General features: G+C 43.7%; 17 protein-coding genes and 1 pseudogene. 5 read left to right on the top strand and 13 right to left on the bottom strand.

Going from position 1 to position 18,777, the window contains the following annotated elements; genetic code table 11:
- Positions 1-122: 122 nt before the first annotated feature.
- A complete protein-coding gene (cysK, locus tag FE296_RS06360) occupies positions 123-1,079 on the top strand; it encodes a cysteine synthase A (protein ID WP_150364544.1) in 957 nt (318 codons plus the stop codon).
- Between the two features lie 568 nt (positions 1,080-1,647).
- On the opposite strand, the gene FE296_RS06355 is transcribed toward cysK, so the two are convergent.
- The gene (locus FE296_RS06355) at positions 1,648-3,630 is read right to left on the bottom strand and encodes an ATP-dependent DNA helicase (protein ID WP_150364543.1); all 1,983 of its coding nucleotides are present in this window, start codon (positions 3,628-3,630) and stop codon (positions 1,648-1,650) included.
- Between the two features lie 238 nt (positions 3,631-3,868).
- Between FE296_RS06355 and FE296_RS06350 the strand changes: the two genes are divergently transcribed.
- Together FE296_RS06350 and FE296_RS06345 are read left to right on the top strand one after the other, a co-directional pair.
- Complete coding sequence (locus FE296_RS06350; RefSeq protein ID WP_150364542.1) at positions 3,869-5,461, top strand: catalase; 1,593 nt, start codon at positions 3,869-3,871, stop codon at positions 5,459-5,461.
- A 649-nt stretch (positions 5,462-6,110) separates the two neighbouring features.
- Complete coding sequence (locus FE296_RS06345) at positions 6,111-7,490, top strand: right-handed parallel beta-helix repeat-containing protein (protein ID WP_150364541.1); 1,380 nt, start codon at positions 6,111-6,113, stop codon at positions 7,488-7,490.
- A gap of 134 nt (positions 7,491-7,624) precedes the next feature.
- Here FE296_RS06345 and FE296_RS06340 read toward each other — a convergent pair whose 3' ends face one another.
- Positions 7,625-7,894: a DUF6809 family protein gene (locus FE296_RS06340; protein WP_150364540.1), complete on the bottom strand. Its 270-nt coding sequence runs from the start codon at positions 7,892-7,894 to the stop codon at positions 7,625-7,627.
- 107 nt (positions 7,895-8,001) lie between these two features.
- On the opposite strand from FE296_RS06340, the gene FE296_RS06335 reads away from it, so the two are divergent.
- Positions 8,002-8,226 (top strand): helix-turn-helix domain-containing protein, encoded by a 225-nt coding sequence (locus FE296_RS06335; protein ID WP_317889402.1) that lies wholly within the window; start codon positions 8,002-8,004, stop codon positions 8,224-8,226.
- A 358-nt stretch (positions 8,227-8,584) separates the two neighbouring features.
- Here FE296_RS06335 and FE296_RS06330 read toward each other — a convergent pair whose 3' ends face one another.
- From FE296_RS06330 to FE296_RS06310, 5 genes are all read right to left on the bottom strand, one after another.
- On the bottom strand, positions 8,585-8,923 hold the full coding sequence (locus FE296_RS06330) for a hypothetical protein (RefSeq protein WP_150364539.1): 339 nt from the start codon (positions 8,921-8,923) through the stop codon (positions 8,585-8,587).
- Between the two features lie 119 nt (positions 8,924-9,042).
- Entirely contained in the window at positions 9,043-9,642 is a 600-nt protein-coding gene (locus tag FE296_RS06325; RefSeq protein ID WP_150364538.1) for a hypothetical protein, read from the bottom strand.
- Between the two features lie 170 nt (positions 9,643-9,812).
- Positions 9,813-10,247 carry a hypothetical protein gene (locus FE296_RS06320; RefSeq protein WP_223868793.1) on the bottom strand — a complete coding sequence of 145 codons (435 nt, stop codon included), beginning with the start codon at positions 10,245-10,247 and terminating at the stop codon, positions 9,813-9,815.
- Positions 10,248-10,602: 355 nt separating this feature from the next.
- On the bottom strand, positions 10,603-10,977 hold the full coding sequence (gene cdiI / locus FE296_RS06315; protein ID WP_190945055.1) for a ribonuclease toxin immunity protein CdiI: 375 nt from the start codon (positions 10,975-10,977) through the stop codon (positions 10,603-10,605).
- Between the two features lie 22 nt (positions 10,978-10,999).
- Positions 11,000-12,331, bottom strand: a complete 1,332-nt coding sequence (locus FE296_RS06310; protein ID WP_150364535.1) for a WXG100 family type VII secretion target — start codon at positions 12,329-12,331, stop codon at positions 11,000-11,002.
- Positions 12,332-12,972: 641 nt separating this feature from the next.
- Between FE296_RS06310 and FE296_RS06305 the strand changes: the two genes are divergently transcribed.
- On the top strand, positions 12,973-13,389 hold the full coding sequence (locus FE296_RS06305; protein ID WP_223868792.1) for a DUF4879 domain-containing protein: 417 nt from the start codon (positions 12,973-12,975) through the stop codon (positions 13,387-13,389).
- A gap of 624 nt (positions 13,390-14,013) precedes the next feature.
- Here FE296_RS06305 and FE296_RS06300 read toward each other — a convergent pair.
- The 6 genes and pseudogenes from FE296_RS06300 to FE296_RS06280 form a co-directional block, all read right to left on the bottom strand.
- Entirely contained in the window at positions 14,014-14,892 is an 879-nt protein-coding gene (locus FE296_RS06300) for a prohibitin family protein (protein ID WP_150364534.1), read from the bottom strand.
- Complete coding sequence (locus FE296_RS32660; protein WP_190945054.1) at positions 14,870-15,028, bottom strand: hypothetical protein; 159 nt, start codon at positions 15,026-15,028, stop codon at positions 14,870-14,872. The genes FE296_RS06300 and FE296_RS32660 overlap by 23 nt, the downstream gene beginning before the upstream one ends.
- Positions 15,029-15,290: 262 nt before the next feature.
- Positions 15,291-16,043 (bottom strand): peroxide stress protein YaaA, encoded by a 753-nt coding sequence (gene yaaA / locus FE296_RS06295; protein WP_150364533.1) that lies wholly within the window; start codon positions 16,041-16,043, stop codon positions 15,291-15,293.
- A gap of 332 nt (positions 16,044-16,375) precedes the next feature.
- Positions 16,376-16,753, bottom strand: coding sequence for a 1,4-dihydroxy-6-naphthoate synthase (locus FE296_RS06290; protein ID WP_223868791.1), 378 nt, complete (start codon positions 16,751-16,753; stop codon positions 16,376-16,378).
- Positions 16,754-16,768: 15 nt separating this feature from the next.
- Positions 16,769-17,953 carry a WXG100 family type VII secretion target gene (locus FE296_RS06285; protein ID WP_223868790.1) on the bottom strand — a complete coding sequence of 395 codons (1,185 nt, stop codon included), beginning with the start codon at positions 17,951-17,953 and terminating at the stop codon, positions 16,769-16,771.
- Positions 17,954-18,060: 107 nt separating this feature from the next.
- Positions 18,061-18,777: pseudogene (locus tag FE296_RS06280) on the bottom strand (DUF5704 domain-containing protein); the annotation flags it as partial.

Raw genomic sequence — 18,777 nt, 5'->3', positions numbered from 1 at the left:
GTTGACCACGGAAGGTTACGTTCATTAAGATGGAATAGAGATATCCAACCATTCCAATAAGGCATGAATTGATTTCAGCTGGATATACTCTCAACGTCTTATCAATCAAGGAGCTGTACTTCATGGATTTGAATACACATTCGATTAAACGAACACCCGCACATACAGGCATTGCCCCAGATGTAACCGAACTAATCGGCCAGACACCTGCCGTTAAACTGAACAGACTCACAGACAGCAACTCCGCTGATGTATACGTGAAACTTGAATACTTCAACCCAAGTGGCAGCGTCAAAGACCGTGCAGCCTACAACCTGATTGTTCAGGCTGAACTTGCGGGACACTTGCTCCCTGGTGCTACCATTATTGAACCAACCAGCGGCAATACCGGGATTGGTCTTGCAATGAATGCCGCCGCCAAAGGATATAAAGCCATTTTGATCATGCCTGACAATATGTCTAAGGAGCGCATCAACATTCTGAAAGCCTACGGCGCAGATGTGGTGCTCACCCCTGCTGCGGAGCGGATGCCTGGTGCGATTCGCAAAGCGAAAGAACTTCAGGCAGACATTCCGGGAAGTTTCATTCCGCAGCAATTCGAGAATCCGGCGAACCCCGACATTCATCGAATCACCACAGCGCCCGAGATTATGCAGCAGATGGATGGCAAACTGGATGCCTTCATCGCTACAGCAGGAACCGGCGGAACGATTACGGGCACCGGGGAAGAACTGCGTAAGCAGTTGCCCGATATCCGTATCTATGCGGTGGAGCCCAAAGGGTCTCCGGTGTTGTCCGGTGGCGAGCCCGGACCACACAAACTCGTCGGTACAAGTCCGGGGTTCATTCCGGACATCCTGAATACCGACGTGTGGGATGCCATTATCCAAGTGTCCGATGAGGACGCACTGGATACGATGCGGCAGCTTGCTGCCCGGGAAGGGCTGTTGCTCGGCCCTTCCTCTGGCGCTTCGGTGTGGGCCTCCCTTCGCATCGCGAAGGAACTGGGGCCGGGACACCGGGTGCTCTGCATTGCGCCGGATACCGGGGAACGGTATCTGAGCATGGGTATTTTTTAACACAGCTAACATCTTTACACGTCAAAAAGGGGCTTCCATGTCCCACAAGCCCTGAGCCCATAAGTTATAAGCTTGACAGAGACCCTCCCTTATGAGCATTCATTTAGTACTCACACATGTATTGTTCATTAAGCGCTCATTGCTTCTAATGAACCTGAGACACGCTATTCGCTCCTATTTATGCAGGTTTGAAGTGTAACGAATCACAGCGGCGTTATTTCCCCGAATTGGGTTGATTTACGGGCTTAGAAGCTATTTTCGGCGGGATAACGTTACTGGGATTCGTCAGAATTAACATCTCTTCATTATCACCCCAATAAGGTATGATAGGTTCGTTAGAATTTTGGAGCGATTGGTAGCGAGGAGCGAGGGGAAATCCCTCGAAAAAAAGGGAAGAGAAGTTCATTGGAGAAACCATCATAATAAAAAAAGCTCTTGCTCACATACGGATGGTGCATCCGCAGAGAACAAGAGCTTTTTTCTGAGAGCCATTTCGGCCCGGTTAGAACGTATAATTCAATGTAAATGTAGGATTTAGTACGATTTTGTATGATTTAGAATTCAGTCATTAGTGTGTCAGGGTTGTCCATTCCACACCTTCAGGGAGCAGAGCCGCAATGCGGTCTTTGGCTTCCTTTTTGGTATACAGGGATTCATCGAGAATGACCGCGGAACCGGAATCCGTGCTTGTCCGAATCAGACGTCCAAGACCTTGCTTCACACGTAGGAGCATATACGGAAGATCTATCTCTTCGTATGGTGCTGCCGATGCACTGCGTTTTGCATTGAAGACAGGGTCCTGTGGTGGATATGGAAGCGACCAGATCATGACATTGGATAATGACGGTCCTGGAACATCCAATCCTTCCCACAGATTGACGGAGCACAGCACACTCTCCTCATCCTGCTGGAATGCCGCGATCAGATCACTGATCTCCCGATCACCCTCATACATAAAGCGCAAACCTTCTGCTTCAGGCACATGAACAATATCCTGCTTGAACGCGCGCAATTCTTCCATCGTACGGAACAGGATCAGCGCACGTCCTCCACTCTCCTGAAGCATGGATACTGCGTCGCGCATGCGATTTTCGTTCTCCGGGTGACCCGGTACAGCTTCATCGGTAATTTTCATCTTCATTTTGTCCGCATAATCATACGGGGAAGCCACCGAGAACGATACAAAATCATCAATGCCCAGGCTGTCCGCCACATAACGGAATGAACTGTCCACAGATAACGTTGCAGAGGAGAACACGATTGGAATGCCTGTGTTGAACACACGCTCGTTCAGCATTTCCTTCACCGTACGCGGCATGATCGATAATGTCGTCTCGTCTTCACTCTCTTCCGCCCAGCAGATATAACCATCCTCCTTACGGAACAACGCAAGTGCAGACTGAATCATGTCCAAATGTTCTTCAACGACACGCATCTGGTACCCATCCAGCGAGAACAATCCGCTCTCAAATACCAATTCTTCGCCAATGGCATCCAATACGTTGGTCAGACGTTCAATCTCACGCAGCAGCGGAGCTTCTACCCGAACTTCTTTCCGTTCCGATCCCGGAATCGCCACCGTATACGTATCCAGTAACGCAAACAGGCGTTCACTGCTCTCAATGGCTTCATCCACACGCTCCGCGAGGGATTCACGAATCTCTCCTTCAAGCAGGCGAGTCACGAGTTCCTCGAAGATGCGGTGTTTCAGCTTGTAACTCAGTGCATTCAGAGCTGCTTCTTCCAGCAAATGTCCTTCATCAAATACAACCGAGCTGTGGTCAGGCAGCAGGGGCAGTTGTCCCTCGCGTTTGCGCGCATCATAGGTCCACACATGCTCCATGTAATAATCATGGGAACAGATGATGATGTCTTTGGAACGACGGTAATGGTCACGCGACAGCGTCAGGCCGCAGCGTTGTCTTTTTGGACAAACAAAACAATCCTGGAACGGGTCCCAGTTGATTTTGTTCCACTGACGATCGTTCAGATGTGGATACTGTTTGCGGTCACCATACGGATGGAAAGCCTGAAGCGTACCTGGCGTGTTCACAAAATCAGGCAGACTTTCATGCACTTCTTCAATAACAGGCGCATCCTCATCCGCGAATCGTACCGCACTTAATTTGTTCAGGCAGACGTATTGGTCTGGTGATTTTCCGAGACGTGCGTCCACTTCCAGATCCAGATGTGCAGCCAGCTTCGCAATATCTCCGCCGGGCTTCACAAGCTGTTCAATCAAGGACTCATCGGCACAAGCAATCACCGCCGGTTTGCCCGTATAACGTGCATAACAGACCGCGTAGAGCAGATAGACTAACGTCTTGCCTGTTCCAACACCGGCCTCCGCCATAATGGTCTTTTTATCTCCATAGGCCCGTTCGAGCTGGTACGCCATAAAAATCTGTTCATCCCGTACCTCGAAGCCGGACTCAGGCAAAATATCGTAAAAAACATCGGCAACCCACTCTCCCAGACGGGATACAAAAGGTTCAGCCGGATCATATGCAAAAGGATAACGTTGTGTAGACAATCCTAGGTCAGCCTCCATTCTTAGACAAAGCGGTCCTATTTCATTTTCCCGTTCCAAAAAGGCCGCTGGACAAAAGTTAATTATCTCACGCAGCGAGGCGGGTGACAAGCTTTTTTTACGAGGGAGCTCGAAGGGCAGTTGGATAGGTTTTTCTAAAGGTCGCTTAGATGTTCGTTGGTTGCCATGATGTATAGAACCTGCCCACAGGGAAAATATATACAGGAATCCAACTTAAGGAAAGGTGGCGTTCCACTCTATGGATAACCATTCTTCACAATCCGAGCATTCCTCAGACCAATCAAGCGAGACTTTAACAGACCGACAGGGTCACCCCATCACGGACAATCAGAACGTACGAACTGTTGGCAGCCGTGGACCGACAACACTGGAGAACTATCATTTTCTTGAAAAGATCACTCACTTCGACCGTGAACGTATTCCGGAACGGGTGGTTCATGCCCGCGGCGCTGGCGCTCATGGCGTATTTGAAGCGTATGGAACAGCTGGTGATGAGCCGGTATCGAAGTACACACGTGCACGTCTGTTTCAGGAAAAAGGAAAAGAAACCCCCGTATTCGTTCGATTCTCAACGGTGATTCATGGTGGGCATTCTCCCGAGACGCTGCGTGACCCGCGCGGCTTTGCGGTGAAATTTTATACCGAAGATGGCAACTGGGATCTCGTCGGTAACAACCTGAAAATCTTTTTCATTCGTGATCCGCTCAAATTCCCGGACATGGTACATGCCTTCAAGCCAGACCCGTTGACCAATGCACAGGATATGGAGCGGTTTTTCGATTTTGTCTCGCTCAGTCCTGAAGCGACCCACATGGTGACGTTCCTCTTCTCCCCTTGGGGTATTCCGGCCAATTACCGTCAGATGCAAGGGTCAGGTGTCAATACATACAAATGGGTCAATGAGGAAGGCACGGGTGTGCTCATCAAATACCACTGGGAACCGCTGAATCAAGGCATACGTAACCTGCTGCAAAAAGATGCGAGCGAGATTCAGGGGCAGAATTTCAACCATGCCACGCTGGATCTGTATCATGCCATTGAACAAGGCGATTATCCCGAATGGGAGCTGTGCGTTCAGGTGATGGAAGATGGCGAGCATCCGGAGCTGGACTTTGACCCGCTGGACCCAACCAAGTTGTGGCCGCAGGAGCAGTTCCCTTTTCTACCCGTTGGCAAAATGACGTTGAACCGTAATCCCGAAGATTATTTCAATGAAGTGGAGCAAGCGGCATTTGGAACAGGTGTCCTAGTGGATGGGCTGGATTTCTCGGATGACAAGCTGCTGCAAGGACGCACCTTCTCCTATTCGGATACCCAGCGTCATCGGGTCGGTGCGAACTACCTGCAACTGCCTGTGAATGCGCCAAAGAACCGTGTTGCGACCAATCAGAGCGGCGGGCAGATGCAATATCAGGTGGATCGTGCACCGGGTCAGAATCCGCATGTGAACTACGAGCCTTCCTCCCTTGGTGGGTTAAAAGAAGCTACACCGCGCGGCCCGGAACATGAACCGTTGGTGGAAGGCAGGCTAGTGCGTGAGAAGATCGAACGTACGAATGATTTTGGACAAGCCGGGGATACGTACCGGGCGTTCGAGGATTGGGAGCGGGATGAGCTGATCAGCAACATGGTCGATGCTCTGGCCCAATGCAAACCGGATATCCGGGAGCGCATGATCTCTCATTTTACCCAAGCGGATGCCGATTACGGTCGTCGTGTGGCGGAAGGACTGGCCTCAGTGCCTACCGATGATAGTGCGACAGTCCAACCGAAACATGAACCAAGTGTCGAGCAAGCGAAGAAGCGCAGTCGTGAGACGGACGGATATTAAAGTGGGCAGCGTTGTAGAACTCTCTTCTATGCATCGCTTATAATGCATGAGATTGTTCGGACGATAAGTCCCAGCGTTGGTTTAATGGAGCACATCGCTTGATTCGATGAGCCATGCCATGAAGGACAGTGCCTACAATGATCAGATAATGCCACTTCGAACATCGCCCCAATAGTCTCGTTGCCTCTGGCAGCCGCTATGGGGCTTTTTGTTATGCGTTGATTGTCCCATCATTTCGATAGAGGGCACGGATTATGTTTATGTCCCCTATTGAATACGTTGGTCTTTTTTGAAAATGCGAAGTTCATTTGGGTGGATTGAGGGTGAGTCTCGTGCCTTGGGGGTTGTAAACGCGTGCATCTCTAGGTTCATTTCAGATGATTCATCGTTAAATCAGGGCTACCAGCCAATGTCAGGATTACACGTAACCTGTGAAACCCCAGGCACTGGGAGCGACTACGCCTAACCTGCCTGTATCTAGACCCATCTGATCAAATGATTATTGAAGATAACGTTTACAACATTTACCATAAAACTATGCTGTACAGAGAGTATCATCCCATCGCAATGAGCTACATCATTGATGCATCTGTCTGGCATACCGCAACAGCTCCGCATTCTATTTTCCATTAACCAAGGAGGTCTATTAATGAAATTATTCCCATCCACATCTACTCATGTATCTGCACGATCTGTACATTCCCTGAAGGAGCGCTCCCTCAAATCAAAAATGGCCCAGATCTGTCTGAGTGCCGCATTTCCTCTTTTATTGATTGGTGGTGGATCAGTTAGCGCGGCGGATGTAATCGAGAGCAGTTTGCAGAATAATCCATCAGAAGCCGTGGCTACCTCAAGTGTGACACTTGCTGCGGGTGATCTCTATGTCTCCCCTAACGGCTCAGCCAGTAATCCGGGAACCATAAATAGTCCAACGTCGCTGGCTAACGCATTGACCCAGATCGCTCCGGGTAAAACGATCTATCTACGCGGCGGAACCTACAGCTTCTCGCAGACCATTACCATTGAACGTGGTAACAGCGGCACCTCCTCACAACGTAAAAATCTGGTGGCGTATGGATCGGAAAAACCAGTCTTTGATTTCTCGGCCCAAGCCTTCGCTTCCACCAACCGCGGGCTGCAAATGTTCGGAGACTACTGGTTCGTCAAAGGGCTTGAGGTGAAGGGTGCGGGCGACAACGGCATCTTCATCGGAGGCAGTTACAACCGCTTGGAGCAGATCGAGGCCCATCACAACCGGGATACGGGTATTCAAATGGGACGTTATGCGTCCACGGCCGCCAAGAGTGAATGGCCTGCTTATAATGAAGTGATTCGTTCGTATTCCCACAACAACTATGATCCGGATGACGGCGAGGATGCAGACGGTTTTGCGGCAAAACTAACTGTAGGCCCGGGCAACGTCTTCGATGGATGTATTGCCGCCTGTAACGTGGACGATGGCTGGGATCTGTATAGCAAAACGGACACAGGCGCCATCGGCTCGGTCACGATCCGCAACAGTATTGCCTACGCTAACGGTGCAACCGCAGACGGCACTTCTACCTCCAACAGCGACGGCAACGGCTTCAAGCTTGGCGGCGAGAAGATTGCGGTGAATCATATCGTTGAGAACAATATTGCTTTTAATAATAAAAAGCACGGCTTCACCTACAACAGCAATCCAGGTTCGATCCAGATGAAAAACAACACTTCCTGGAACAATGGACAAAGCAACTTTGCCTTTGACAAAGGTACCCACATCTTCACCAACAACCTGTCCTTCCAAGGCGGCGCCAGCGACAAAACAAGTGGAACCGACGTCAGCAGCACTAACGTCTGGTGGAAGAACAAAAAAAGCGTCAACGACAAAGGCCTGCTCGCCAGCGCAGCCGACTTTGTCTCCCTCGTGCCTTCGGTAACACGTAGCGCGGACGGAACGCCTGTTTTGGGTAATTTCCTCAAGCTTGCGAATGGCAGTGATCTGATTGGGTCAGGTACGCCATCGGGTACGAATATTGGTGCGAGGTAAGTGGTAGTTATTGAGATAAAGGAATAATTTAAAAGCAAAATCCCCTCCCCCATGGCAGCCTGATCAGTGGTAATGGAGAAGGGGATTTTTGAATTACTTTGTATTGTCTACTGGCTTATAAGGTAGATAGATACTCACGGCTTGGCTAAAACCTCAATCATCAGTCTGCCGCCTGTGCGAAAACCTTGCTCAAACGCTGCTTCCACATACATCGATGTGGACTGTCCGATCAAGTCGATCAGTTTCTCCAGAGCATCGTATTCGTTATCGGTAAGCTGTGTTTTGTAATCCTGCATCAGGTCCGATATCTGGCGATTGATTTCTTGATACTCAGTTTGCTCAGGATGAATTGACTCGTCCAACCGCAGGTTCCCGTGAAACAAATCCTCGATCAGGTTTGACATGTTATCCCCACCTAGTCTTTTTACCAACTATTCTCACTATACTTTAGCGGATTTTACGCTAAAAATCAATAGCGGATAGCACGCTAAAGTATGATATTGGTGAGGTGATGATAATGTACGCTCGTATACGTAATTTGCGTGAAGACAAAGACTTATCCCAAACACAAATGGCCACCTATCTTGGCTGTAGCCAACGTGTTTATAGCAACTATGAACGTGGCGAGTTGGACATTCCTACCGCTATATTGATTAAGCTTGCTGATTATCATCAGACTAGCACAGATTATCTTTTAAATCGGACCAGTGTAAAGAAGCCCTATCCTTTAGGTTGATTCACTTTGAGTTTTTCAAAAAATTCGTATCCGAATAATCAAAATCAAATAACCAATTCAAAAAAAAATACTTGAGAGCGTTTTATTGAAGTGACAAAAGTATAAGTATAGCATGGAAGAATTCCGTTGATCTTTTTAAATTGAATTCATAAGAGGCTGTGACTCATATCCCTCAAGCTTATCTGAGATAAAAGAATTAAATCGTAACTAACATAAATTTTTAGTGACTTTGTTTCTCTGTGAAATACGAAGTAGTAGTATAATAACACTATACTACTAACCACATTTTTCACTTTTATTTACCAGTTAATCAATTTTAGCATCCAATTATGCTATTTCTTTCTTAGAATAAACTATATTATTGTAACAATTTTCGATCAGGCATTAAAGTCATAATTACATGATCTTCATTATAAAGATCTTTTTCCAATATACTTCCAGTTAATATAACTTGACCATTGTGATTTTTCTCAATGATTTCAAGAAATCTTTTATACTTATCTGTATCCAAATCCTTATCTTTAGGTGAATCCAACAGAATAAACCCTAAGTGGTTAATATCTATATGGTCCATTAAATGGAACAATGATGTTATATAAGTAAGTCGAGTGGCCACTTTCAAACTTGCAGAAGAAATATTTCTTATGTTGATATTATCGAGAAATGGTGTATACTCTGAGTCTAATGTTGCTTTCATGTCATGTCCAAAAATGTAGTTTAACTCTTCAGAAAAAAATTCTCTCCAGTTTTCTAATTTGTCTTCCTCTGAGTAAAAAACACTCTTCTCTAATTGATCTAACTCATCTCTTAATGTATTTATTTCAAGTTCAAGCTTGTTTTTTGATTCTTAAGCTCATCAATTGCTTTTAGATAACTAAGATGGACTTCAAGCATTTGTTCATTTTTAGTCAAGCTTTCTACACGTTCTTTTATAGAGTTAATAATAGTTTCAGCTGGAGAACTATTTTGCTGTTGCTCTTTTAAAAATTTTTCTTTGAGCTTTTCTATTTTTTTATCATTGATTTTTTTTATATTCTCTGTTTCTTTTATTTGTATTGAAAGTTCTTCTCTTACTTTATTAGCCTCAAACAATGATTCTTCTAACATTCTCTTATACTGTGATATTCTTTCAAGATCGTCACTATCAACTTCATTGGAACAATAACTACACTGACCATTGTTGGGAGGAAGAATGTTTGTTTTTTGCAAGCAAACTGGACAAATTTCAACTGGAATAAGTGTTATTATTTGTCGAGCTATAATCATTTTTTTCAATTTTTCAATTTCCACACTTATAGTTTTAATAACATTTGTTATATCGTCTCTTTGCAAAATTAATTGATTAATATTCTGTCTGACTTCTGTAGTTTCCTTTATCAGTTTTATACCGGACTTATCATTAATTTTAGAATTCATTGTCTCTAGTCTAGAAATATATTTGTAGTTTTCTACTGGGCATCACATTTAGTCACCCTGACCTTTTACTACTTTTCTGGAATTTTGAAAACAACAAGACAGAAAGAATCTTGAAACTCAATATTAAACGTATCTAATAAACGATGAGCATGGTCAACGATCTTTTGCGATTATTGACTCTCAATCTCACAGATTTCAATATATTTTTTGTTTATCCAATCTAATGCTAATTCCGCTTCTTCTTTCAATATAACGCCTCGCTGGCTTTTATATTGAAAGTTCTCTTTTGCCCATATCAATAGTATCTTTATATATTCTAACGTCTCAATTTCACATGTACTGTCCTCTTCATCTTCTTCTGCAAAGATATCTTCAAAAGTTGTAAAAGACTTATCAGATTTTATTAAGTTCACATTCCCTCCACCTTCGTATAACGTTATTTTCCCTTTCAGTACTTCGATTAAGTTTCCGATTTCTTCCTCTATCGCGACGAAATCTCCAAATATATCCGATCCCAAAGAATTACTAATCAGATAACCATTCTTTAATGATGAATCTATGCCTAGGTCCACGATAACTTCGTTGAAATCTTCTTTATATTCCATTATATACCTATATTTAATCATGTTCGTATCTCCAATCCTTTTAATACAACGTATAGGCGGATGTAATCATATCAATATAGCCTACAATAATTCATTCAGCACCTCTATTTGCTGTCCTCTCACCTTCTTTGGTTTATTTTCTGCATACAAAAAAGCTCGTTCCTCACAACATTCAGGTGGGAAGAGCTTTCGGATTTTTTATAACACCAATCGGGGTCATACGGTAACGTTTTTAGTGCTTGCATATCTTCCCAACTGTACAACAGCCAGTACTTGGACTATGAATACTATGGACGTATAAGATAAACGAACTTTCGTTGTTCCTCCAAATGATTTATGATTCACAATCAGTGAGTTAAGAATGTAAACCCAATCTTTTTTTTACCATATCTAATAAATTATAAATATCCTGTTTAGCTTCTGGGTGCTCCTCCACGTACTTCTCACTGTAAATCATCAAATAGTTATAAAATTCATCATGCTCCATCACTGCCATTACATCTTCATCGTATGCTGGAGGCTCTCCAATAAAACACACTTTCTGATCACCAATATACTCTTCCTCTTCTGGCATATGATAGGATGAAAATTGTACCTCCAGTGGACCTGAACCATAACCATGTCTCTCATGATCTCCGAAGTATGTTAAAGCTCTCGGAAAATCAATAATCCAGAAATAAGATTCGACTAATCTATCTATTTCAGCTTTTGTTGTCAAAATTTTGTACATCATATCTCTCCTCCGATATTAATTAAAAAGCAGGATAAAAGTTCTTTATGTTCCCTTTTTCATCTACGAACCCCACAAATTTCAGCCCATTTAGTTCTCCTTTAACTATCCCGTTTTTCACGTTTCCAGCCTGTATCTGTGGCTCTAATGCTGCTTTTCCCCAATTATACATTTTTTCATTAGAAATTATATTAGGATCATATACTGTTTTGGGATCATTCACTCTCTTCCCAAGCACATTTCCATTTGAGTCCGTTATCGGTTCAAAAATACTTTTATCTGATTCACTTCGTTTCAAGGACGGAATTTGATACTCCACCTCGTAGATCCCCTCGACATTGTGCTTCTTGGGTTCACCTATAAAATAATCCTTTTTAACACTCAGCCCATACTTATTTGCGTCTTCTTGTAAGGCCTCATTAAATTTGTCCATATTATGACCACCTGATACTCCAGGTCTGCTACCTCTCTTAAATCCATCAACGTTTACTAGGTGAGCATATGGCCTTTGCAATTTCTCAGCATCACTTACATGTTCACTTATTACTTTCTTAGTTGCTTGCCCCTTGCCCTCAGAACCCTTCTTCTGCTCATTCGCTTTCCTCGCTTCAGCCGCTTCCATATTCTTTTTAATCTTCGCCACAGCTGGATGAGAAGAAGGTACGCGAAACGGCCCTTTGCCACCCGGCATACTCCCGCGAACCATCTGAAATGCCATAAATAGCTGACTGAACTTCAGAGAAGTCAACATCATCTGAGCATACTTATCGGATACAGGCTCGCCTGTGAAGGGATGAATTCCATTTTCAAAGGCTTTGATCTGCATCGCATAAATATCTTCCCCAGGCGCTTCAGCATCCGTAGCTTGCATCCGATTGATATCCAAATGCCCCTGATCCTTCTTATATGCCTGAAGGGCTGCCTGATCCGTAACACCATTCTCGTTCACAGGCATCCACATCAGCTTCCCATACACATTGACTTGCGCCATCCGGTAGCCTTTATCCTCCGTACCCGCATCATTACCCAAGGTCTTCATCATTGCTCCCACACCCACTGCGCCAACAGCACTTCCAAGACTCACCTTTTCAGCATCGACATTCTCAAATCGCGTAGCGATCTCCTTGAGTTCCTTGGAGATTCCCACCATACTCTCCAGTGCTTTATCCAATATAGGGCGCGACTGTTCAAACTCATAGTAGAATCGCTCCTTCGTCGCCCCCATCCACATCATCTGAACGAACATGATCTGTCTCGTCAGTTCACTGCGAATATGCTCCAACTGTTGTCTGGCCTGATCCACCTGATTGGATACATGATGTAGTTGCTCAGGAGTCACCTTAATTGTACTCATCCGTTTTCACCGCTCATCTGATATATGATTAACCTATGTTAGCAGAAGTACTAGTACAATACATCCGCCTAACCTCCTGATTTCACTGCATGAATCCACGCTCAGAATGATTTATATCCGTTCTTCAGCCCATACGATCTCTATGTAGGTGTATACATGTTCCTGAGGGTTCTTTTATTTGACGAATACAGAATACTGTAGCATCTTTACTGCGACGAGCAACACGCTTTAACAATTCATAGAACTAATGAATAAACTTGACTTTAACTAGAGATCGGTTGTACTATATGTTTGTATAAATGGAATATATTACAATTTTATTTTGAATCTTATATTTTCAAGATGGGTATAAGAACCTACCAGTAGTTAAGATATTAATGCCTATACATGAATTTCCCATTTTGTCTGCAACACATAATCATTGGCAGGCATTCATTTTACATATACATTCCTACTTCATAGAGTTTTCTAGCCTGTAGAGTTCTACCTCCTTAATTTCTTTTTCAGTAAAGAAAAAAGGGGAAGAACCATCTTAAAAAGAGAGGAGGGCAAGATGCTTTAAGTTGCAAGCAGGTCTATTTGTCGTAACCGCATGTTTTTGTAAAAGAATACCCATAACAAGAAAGGTGGAATTTATTGCTATGAAAAAATTGGTTGGTTTAGCTATTATTCTTGTTCTTGTACTTTCGTTTAATATGGCTGCCTATGCAGATGGTGATGTGACTCAAGCCAAACCGTTGACAAAGGAAGAGATTATTAATTCCAAAGAATTCCGTGAAGCTGTAAAAGCGGCTAAGGCTGAATTTGAAGCGCAGAAGTCTAAAGATACGGGTGGTCCAGTTCTGTTTGGGCCTGCTCCGAACGTATCTCACATTAATGTATACGGTGTCGTATCTCCTAATGGCGGTCAAGAAATTTACGGCTTCAATAATAACCCGCTCTCCACGACCAATGATCACGGTGGTGCTTGGATTCAGTGTATTACGTTCCAGATCGGTTATGACAGCAGTCACTACGGCAAACTCGCCGGCAATACAATGACTAATAACTGGTCTTAAGCTATTGATCTGGACGGTGATCGTGTCATAGATGCTTTTGCCCATTCTTGGGTTTATGAATCCCCTAATACAACAGGTGGACAATTTGTAGGTACGGTCTATTCTATTAACATTCCAACACAGTGGACCGCTTGGATTAATGTTCGTTAACAGGAAGAATGTAATCTGAATATTGGAGGAATTGGCTATCCTGGTTCTATCCTGAGGAATACGAGAAGTAAGCCTACAAGTTCATCATCTTTGGATACGAATCGGATCGCCCCCCAATATGATATGACAGCTCATTCTTCTGCTAACAATTACGTTAGCTTGATTAGGCGCAGGGATATGTATCGCTGCGTCTTTTCTCATTGTGACGTTATCCTAAGAGCAGTACCTGAGCAAAATGGCCAAGGCAATGCCGAGTCTCTTTTTGCCACAATAAGCCTGAACTTGTACCCAACAATGCCACGTTCGCACTACTCTTGAATCGAAACTTTAAAGTAAATAAATCCAGTGCCTCATGTCGTACCTCTGAAATGCATCAAAAATAAACAAGCCAGCCCACGATTGGACCGGCTTGTTCATTCGAATTTCAACACATTAATTTGTTGAGAAAGCAAGGCGTGCATTTTCAACCGCTAATTAGGGAGATACGCTCCCTGCGCCGCTATTTTGCTCTGTTTTTGTAGTCGGTAATTGAATCATTGGCGTATTTGATCCACTCACATATGGAAGGGCTCCATCCCATTTCTTGATGGTTTCATATTCAACGAGTTGGCTCGATAAGGATTGTTGAAGCTCTTTATTGGCTTTAGCTTGACCCTCTGCTTCGATCAATAGTTTGTCTGCATTACCTTGTGCTTCCACGCGCTTGCGTTCTGCTTCTTTCTTGGCGATCTCCAGTTCAGTCGTTTTACGTTCCAGTTCTTGAGATGCTTCGACACGTTTATCGATGGCTTCCTGAGTCTTGGCGTCAGGTTGAGGAACACCTACAGTAACGTTGGATACAATAAAACCTAACTCTTTAACGTCATCAGAGAAACGTTGTTGCACGTCCACGCCTGCTTCAGATGACTTTTCACCATACACATCAATGACTGTAAACTTGGAAATACCTTTACGAGCTGCGTCACGGAAACGTGTTTTGAGATATGTATCCTCAATTTCTTGAATGCTAATTGGCCCAAATGTATTGAATATAGAAGATACTTTACTTGGTTCTACTTGGTAGTTGTAAGCAAAATCGATTGTGATGTTTTTTCCGTCAGATGTAGCAATTTGAATATCTCTGTATTCCACCGTTTGAATTCGGATCGGATATTTGGTTACTTTATCGAACGCTCCAACCAGTTTCCACCCTTGACTCAGTGTGCTATCTTTTACGCCTCCATTGGGTGAATATACAACCCCAACATATCCGTTAGGAATTCGTGTGACAAAGAAGGTCACCAGTAATACTCCCACGATAATAACCAATGCAACCGTGATCGCCCCTGTTCTAAACGTCTTTGAATTTTTCATCAACATTCTCCTCTTGTTTGAATTTATTATATTTCTTCAGAATTCTACTACCTATTTTATTGAATAGCGGGATCATTAATGCCCATAGAATAAATGCTAGGATCAAGATTAAAATGATTCCCCCAATAAATGGCATATTCGTCCTCCCCTCTTTGGATGTAACCGAGTACAAATTTATAAATAGCAACTAATTATATCCTTCTTTATATATACTTTGTAAATTCATATTAGGTTTCAAGGATATTCGGCGTCACTTCCTGTAGACCTCTGTAGATACAAACATATTCCGAACAAGACTGCCTTAGTCTTACAAAAAAAAGAGCCATCAAATTATTTGATGGCATTTACCAATGTGTAACTCTATACGAACCAAAATTTATAAACCATTGTACAACAGGCTACTGTCCCTCTGAATATATAAATACATAAGTACTCTCTTCCGACTTCTCTTCTGAAAAAACAAAACCTAACCGGTCAAAGCTCTTGATATCCTCCACATCTGTAATCTTCCGCTCAGCCATGTATCGTACCATCTCACCTCTGGCCATCTTGGCCCGGGTTGCCTTTTCAACAAGTTTTCCATCGACCATTTGTCCGAATACACAAGTGATCATCTGGGTTTCCTCTTTCAGGAAAGGCGTGATGTTCTTGCTATACTCTTTGGAAGCCAAATTCAGAATACAATTGCTTTCAGATTGAAGCTGATCCGCCAACTTGCTGCCCCAGAATTGATAGAGCGATTTGAAACCTGGACCTTGCAGCTTACCCTGCATCTCCAACCGATACGGCGTAACGCCATCCAAAGGCCGTAAAATGCCATAAAAACCGGATAATATGCGTAAATGCTGCTGAAGATACGCCAGTTCCTCATGTTGAAAAACGCCCGCCGCCATATATTGATACTGAATACCCTCGTAGGCATAGATGGCCGGTGTAAGATTTGCTTTTATATTCATATTCCGAATCCGCTCCACGTTCTGTTCAGCGATTGCATCGTTACACTTCCACATCGCTTTGAGCTCGTCATAGGATAACTTTTGAAGCAAACTCAATAGCTGTTCTGATTCGTTTATAAAATGCGGCATCTGCGCGATAGCCATCAGATCGGTGTCGATCTTCATCTTTTTAGCTGGTGATATGATAATTCTCATCGTGCTAATCCATCCTTAATCTACCTTTGTTTTTGTCGTTATTCATTGTACAGGATTGGGTGGGTAAATCCAATGCCATGGCTTAACTAAATCCCTCATAGTACCTTTGACTCAAAATGAACAAGTCAGCCCACAATTGGACCGGCTTGTTCATTCAAATTCAACACATTCAATTGGTGAGAAAGCAAGGCGTGCATTTCAAACCGCTCTTAGGGAGATACACTCCCCGCGCCGCTATTTTGCTCTGCAGCTTGCTCATGACTCAGGGATAGTTTACAGGTAATACAGGATCACATATTTAGAAATGCTTATTCAGGGAATAACTCTACATCTTAACGTTCTTCAAAATTATAACCGCCTTTTCTTGGGAGCTCCTCTTCAAAGTCACATGAGGCAACTGCTTTGTATCCTGAGTCCCACAATTTTGTGAGAATTTTCGAAATTTCTTTGATATAGAGCGTTTCTTCGACATCCTCAATTGGCTCTATATCAAGATAATATTTATAATATAGAAACTCATCACTCCCCCTATTTCTTCTCTCTTCATCAAAATCCCCATTATTAAATATAAATATTTCAGCTTGTTCAGTCACAATCCTTGAACCTGCAGTAGAGCCCTTAACCATTAATGATACTGTTTCTACAACTGATGTTTTCTCCAAATCTGTATCTAAAAATATTTTTGTAAACAAATCATATTGATATTCCACTAAAAGCACCTCTCATCATTTAATTGGGGTAAATGGAGGATTATCAAACGGTCCACCTATTTTAATTATAGAAATATCCACATCTATACCTAACTCCTGTTGCAGTAGTTCCCTAAATTTACTCAACTTTGCTTCGCCAGATTGAATTTTACCCGTTTCAATAGCATGTAACATTGTTTTTTCTTTAGCAGAACCTGGATTTGGAGCTTTTATTTTACTAAATGAATCCTTAATTAATTCGTTAAATTTCTCTGGTGAGACACGTATCGCAAAATCAATATCTGAGGTAGCTTTAGCTGTTCCTTTTGCTCTACTGCCTTGAACAACGATATCATCACTCAAATGTCCAACTTTTTTCCGAATCATCGCTGAAACTTTATCAAATTGTTTTTGCGTTAATCCTTGTGGTATTTTAAGTCCTTTACTCGTTCCGTTAGCGTCATTGCTCGACTTCTCTCTCTTCACCTTTGCATCCTTAATGGTCTGTTTCACCTTGGCGATTGCCGGATTGGTCCCGCGTCCTTTGTATGGACCTTTCCCTCCAGATAGACTTCCAGTGACCAGCCCGATTCCGGCTACAATTTGACTCCATTTTAGCGATGCAATCATCAGTTTGGCATAGGATTCCGTGACCGGCTCTCCTGTAAAGGGATTAACACCCAACTCGAAAGCTTCAATCTGTAATTGGATCAAATCCTGATCTAGTGGTTCGACAGGACCAGAGCCCTGATTCAAGGTACTAATATCTAAATTACCCTTATCCTTTTCAAACGCCTGAAGGGCTGCCTGATCTGTCACGCCCTTCTCATTAACCGGTAGCCACATATGCCACTGAGAATTGTACACCATTCGATATCCTTTATCACTAGGACTATTCGCTGCTTTCAGCCCGATAGACAACGTAGCTACGGCACCTGCCACTGCTGCCCCGCTCATCTCATCTGCCTGCTGAAAACGGACACTAATGTCTCGGAGTTCCTTCGCGATGTAGGTCAAATGCTCCAGCGTTTCGATCATGCGGGGCTGGGTTTCTTCAAATCGTTCTAAAAACCGTTCTCGTACCATCCCGGACCACATCGATTCCATCCAGCGGATCAATCGAACGAGTTCCTCTCGTGTATCTCCCATTTGCGCGCGAGTCCGTTCAACCTCTCGTGAGGCTTCAAACAAACGCTCCGGGGTTACTTGTATTCTACTCATCGCGTTCTCCATCTGTCCGATGCCGGACTCTATTTCTTGCTTATTTCAACCTATTGTGTTCTAAACGTTCAGCCTATTTGGGGCTTATTTTAACTGTATATTCTCGCTTAATGTGGCACCTGTGCACTGAAATCATCTCGGCTGGAACGATCAGCATGGTAGAACACCACGTCTCCGTCCCTTAAAGTGAACGAGTTGCCGTAGCTATCTTCGACTTGACGCTGGAATCCTTCCAGCAACCATTGGTTCATTAGCGGTGCATGGATATATTGCAGATGCGGAGCCCCCAGATTCCCTTCCTGGATCGACTCCAAGTTAAAGTTCACAACAATATAACCATTTTTCAGGAAGATCGGTGACTTCGCATCCAACCCACCATGGGTGCGCCCATATTCGGCCAGATTCGTTCCGGCTTGAACCACGTAAGGCTCGGCGGGCAGACTATACTCTCCATACCACTGCTGAATGGCAGCATTTGCACGAAGTACATCCGCACTTGCGTTCGTCGGAATATTCGTTTTGGGTCCGATAAACGTACGTAATTGCTCAGGCATCAGCAGCAGACTGTATCCACCTACAGGGGTTTTCATTTTCGTAAATTTATCCCGGTAATATTCCTGATACGTCCGTTCACTCATCATTCCTGGATGAATTTCGCCATAGCGATTATATTTGTAGGTCGCCGTATCTCGTAGCTGTTCCGAAGGTACTTGACGTAACCGATCATTGAGAATGACAAACCGCTTGACTTGATCCTCTGCTGAACCAATACGAATAAAACTTCGCTGGTTCGTCGAGTAATACAGATCTACCGGTACGCGTGT

Source organism: Paenibacillus sp. UASWS1643, assembly GCF_008693195.1.
GTDB classification, from domain to species: domain Bacteria; phylum Bacillota; class Bacilli; order Paenibacillales; family Paenibacillaceae; genus Paenibacillus; species Paenibacillus amylolyticus_B.
This window is presented reverse-complemented; position numbering and strand designations above follow the sequence as displayed.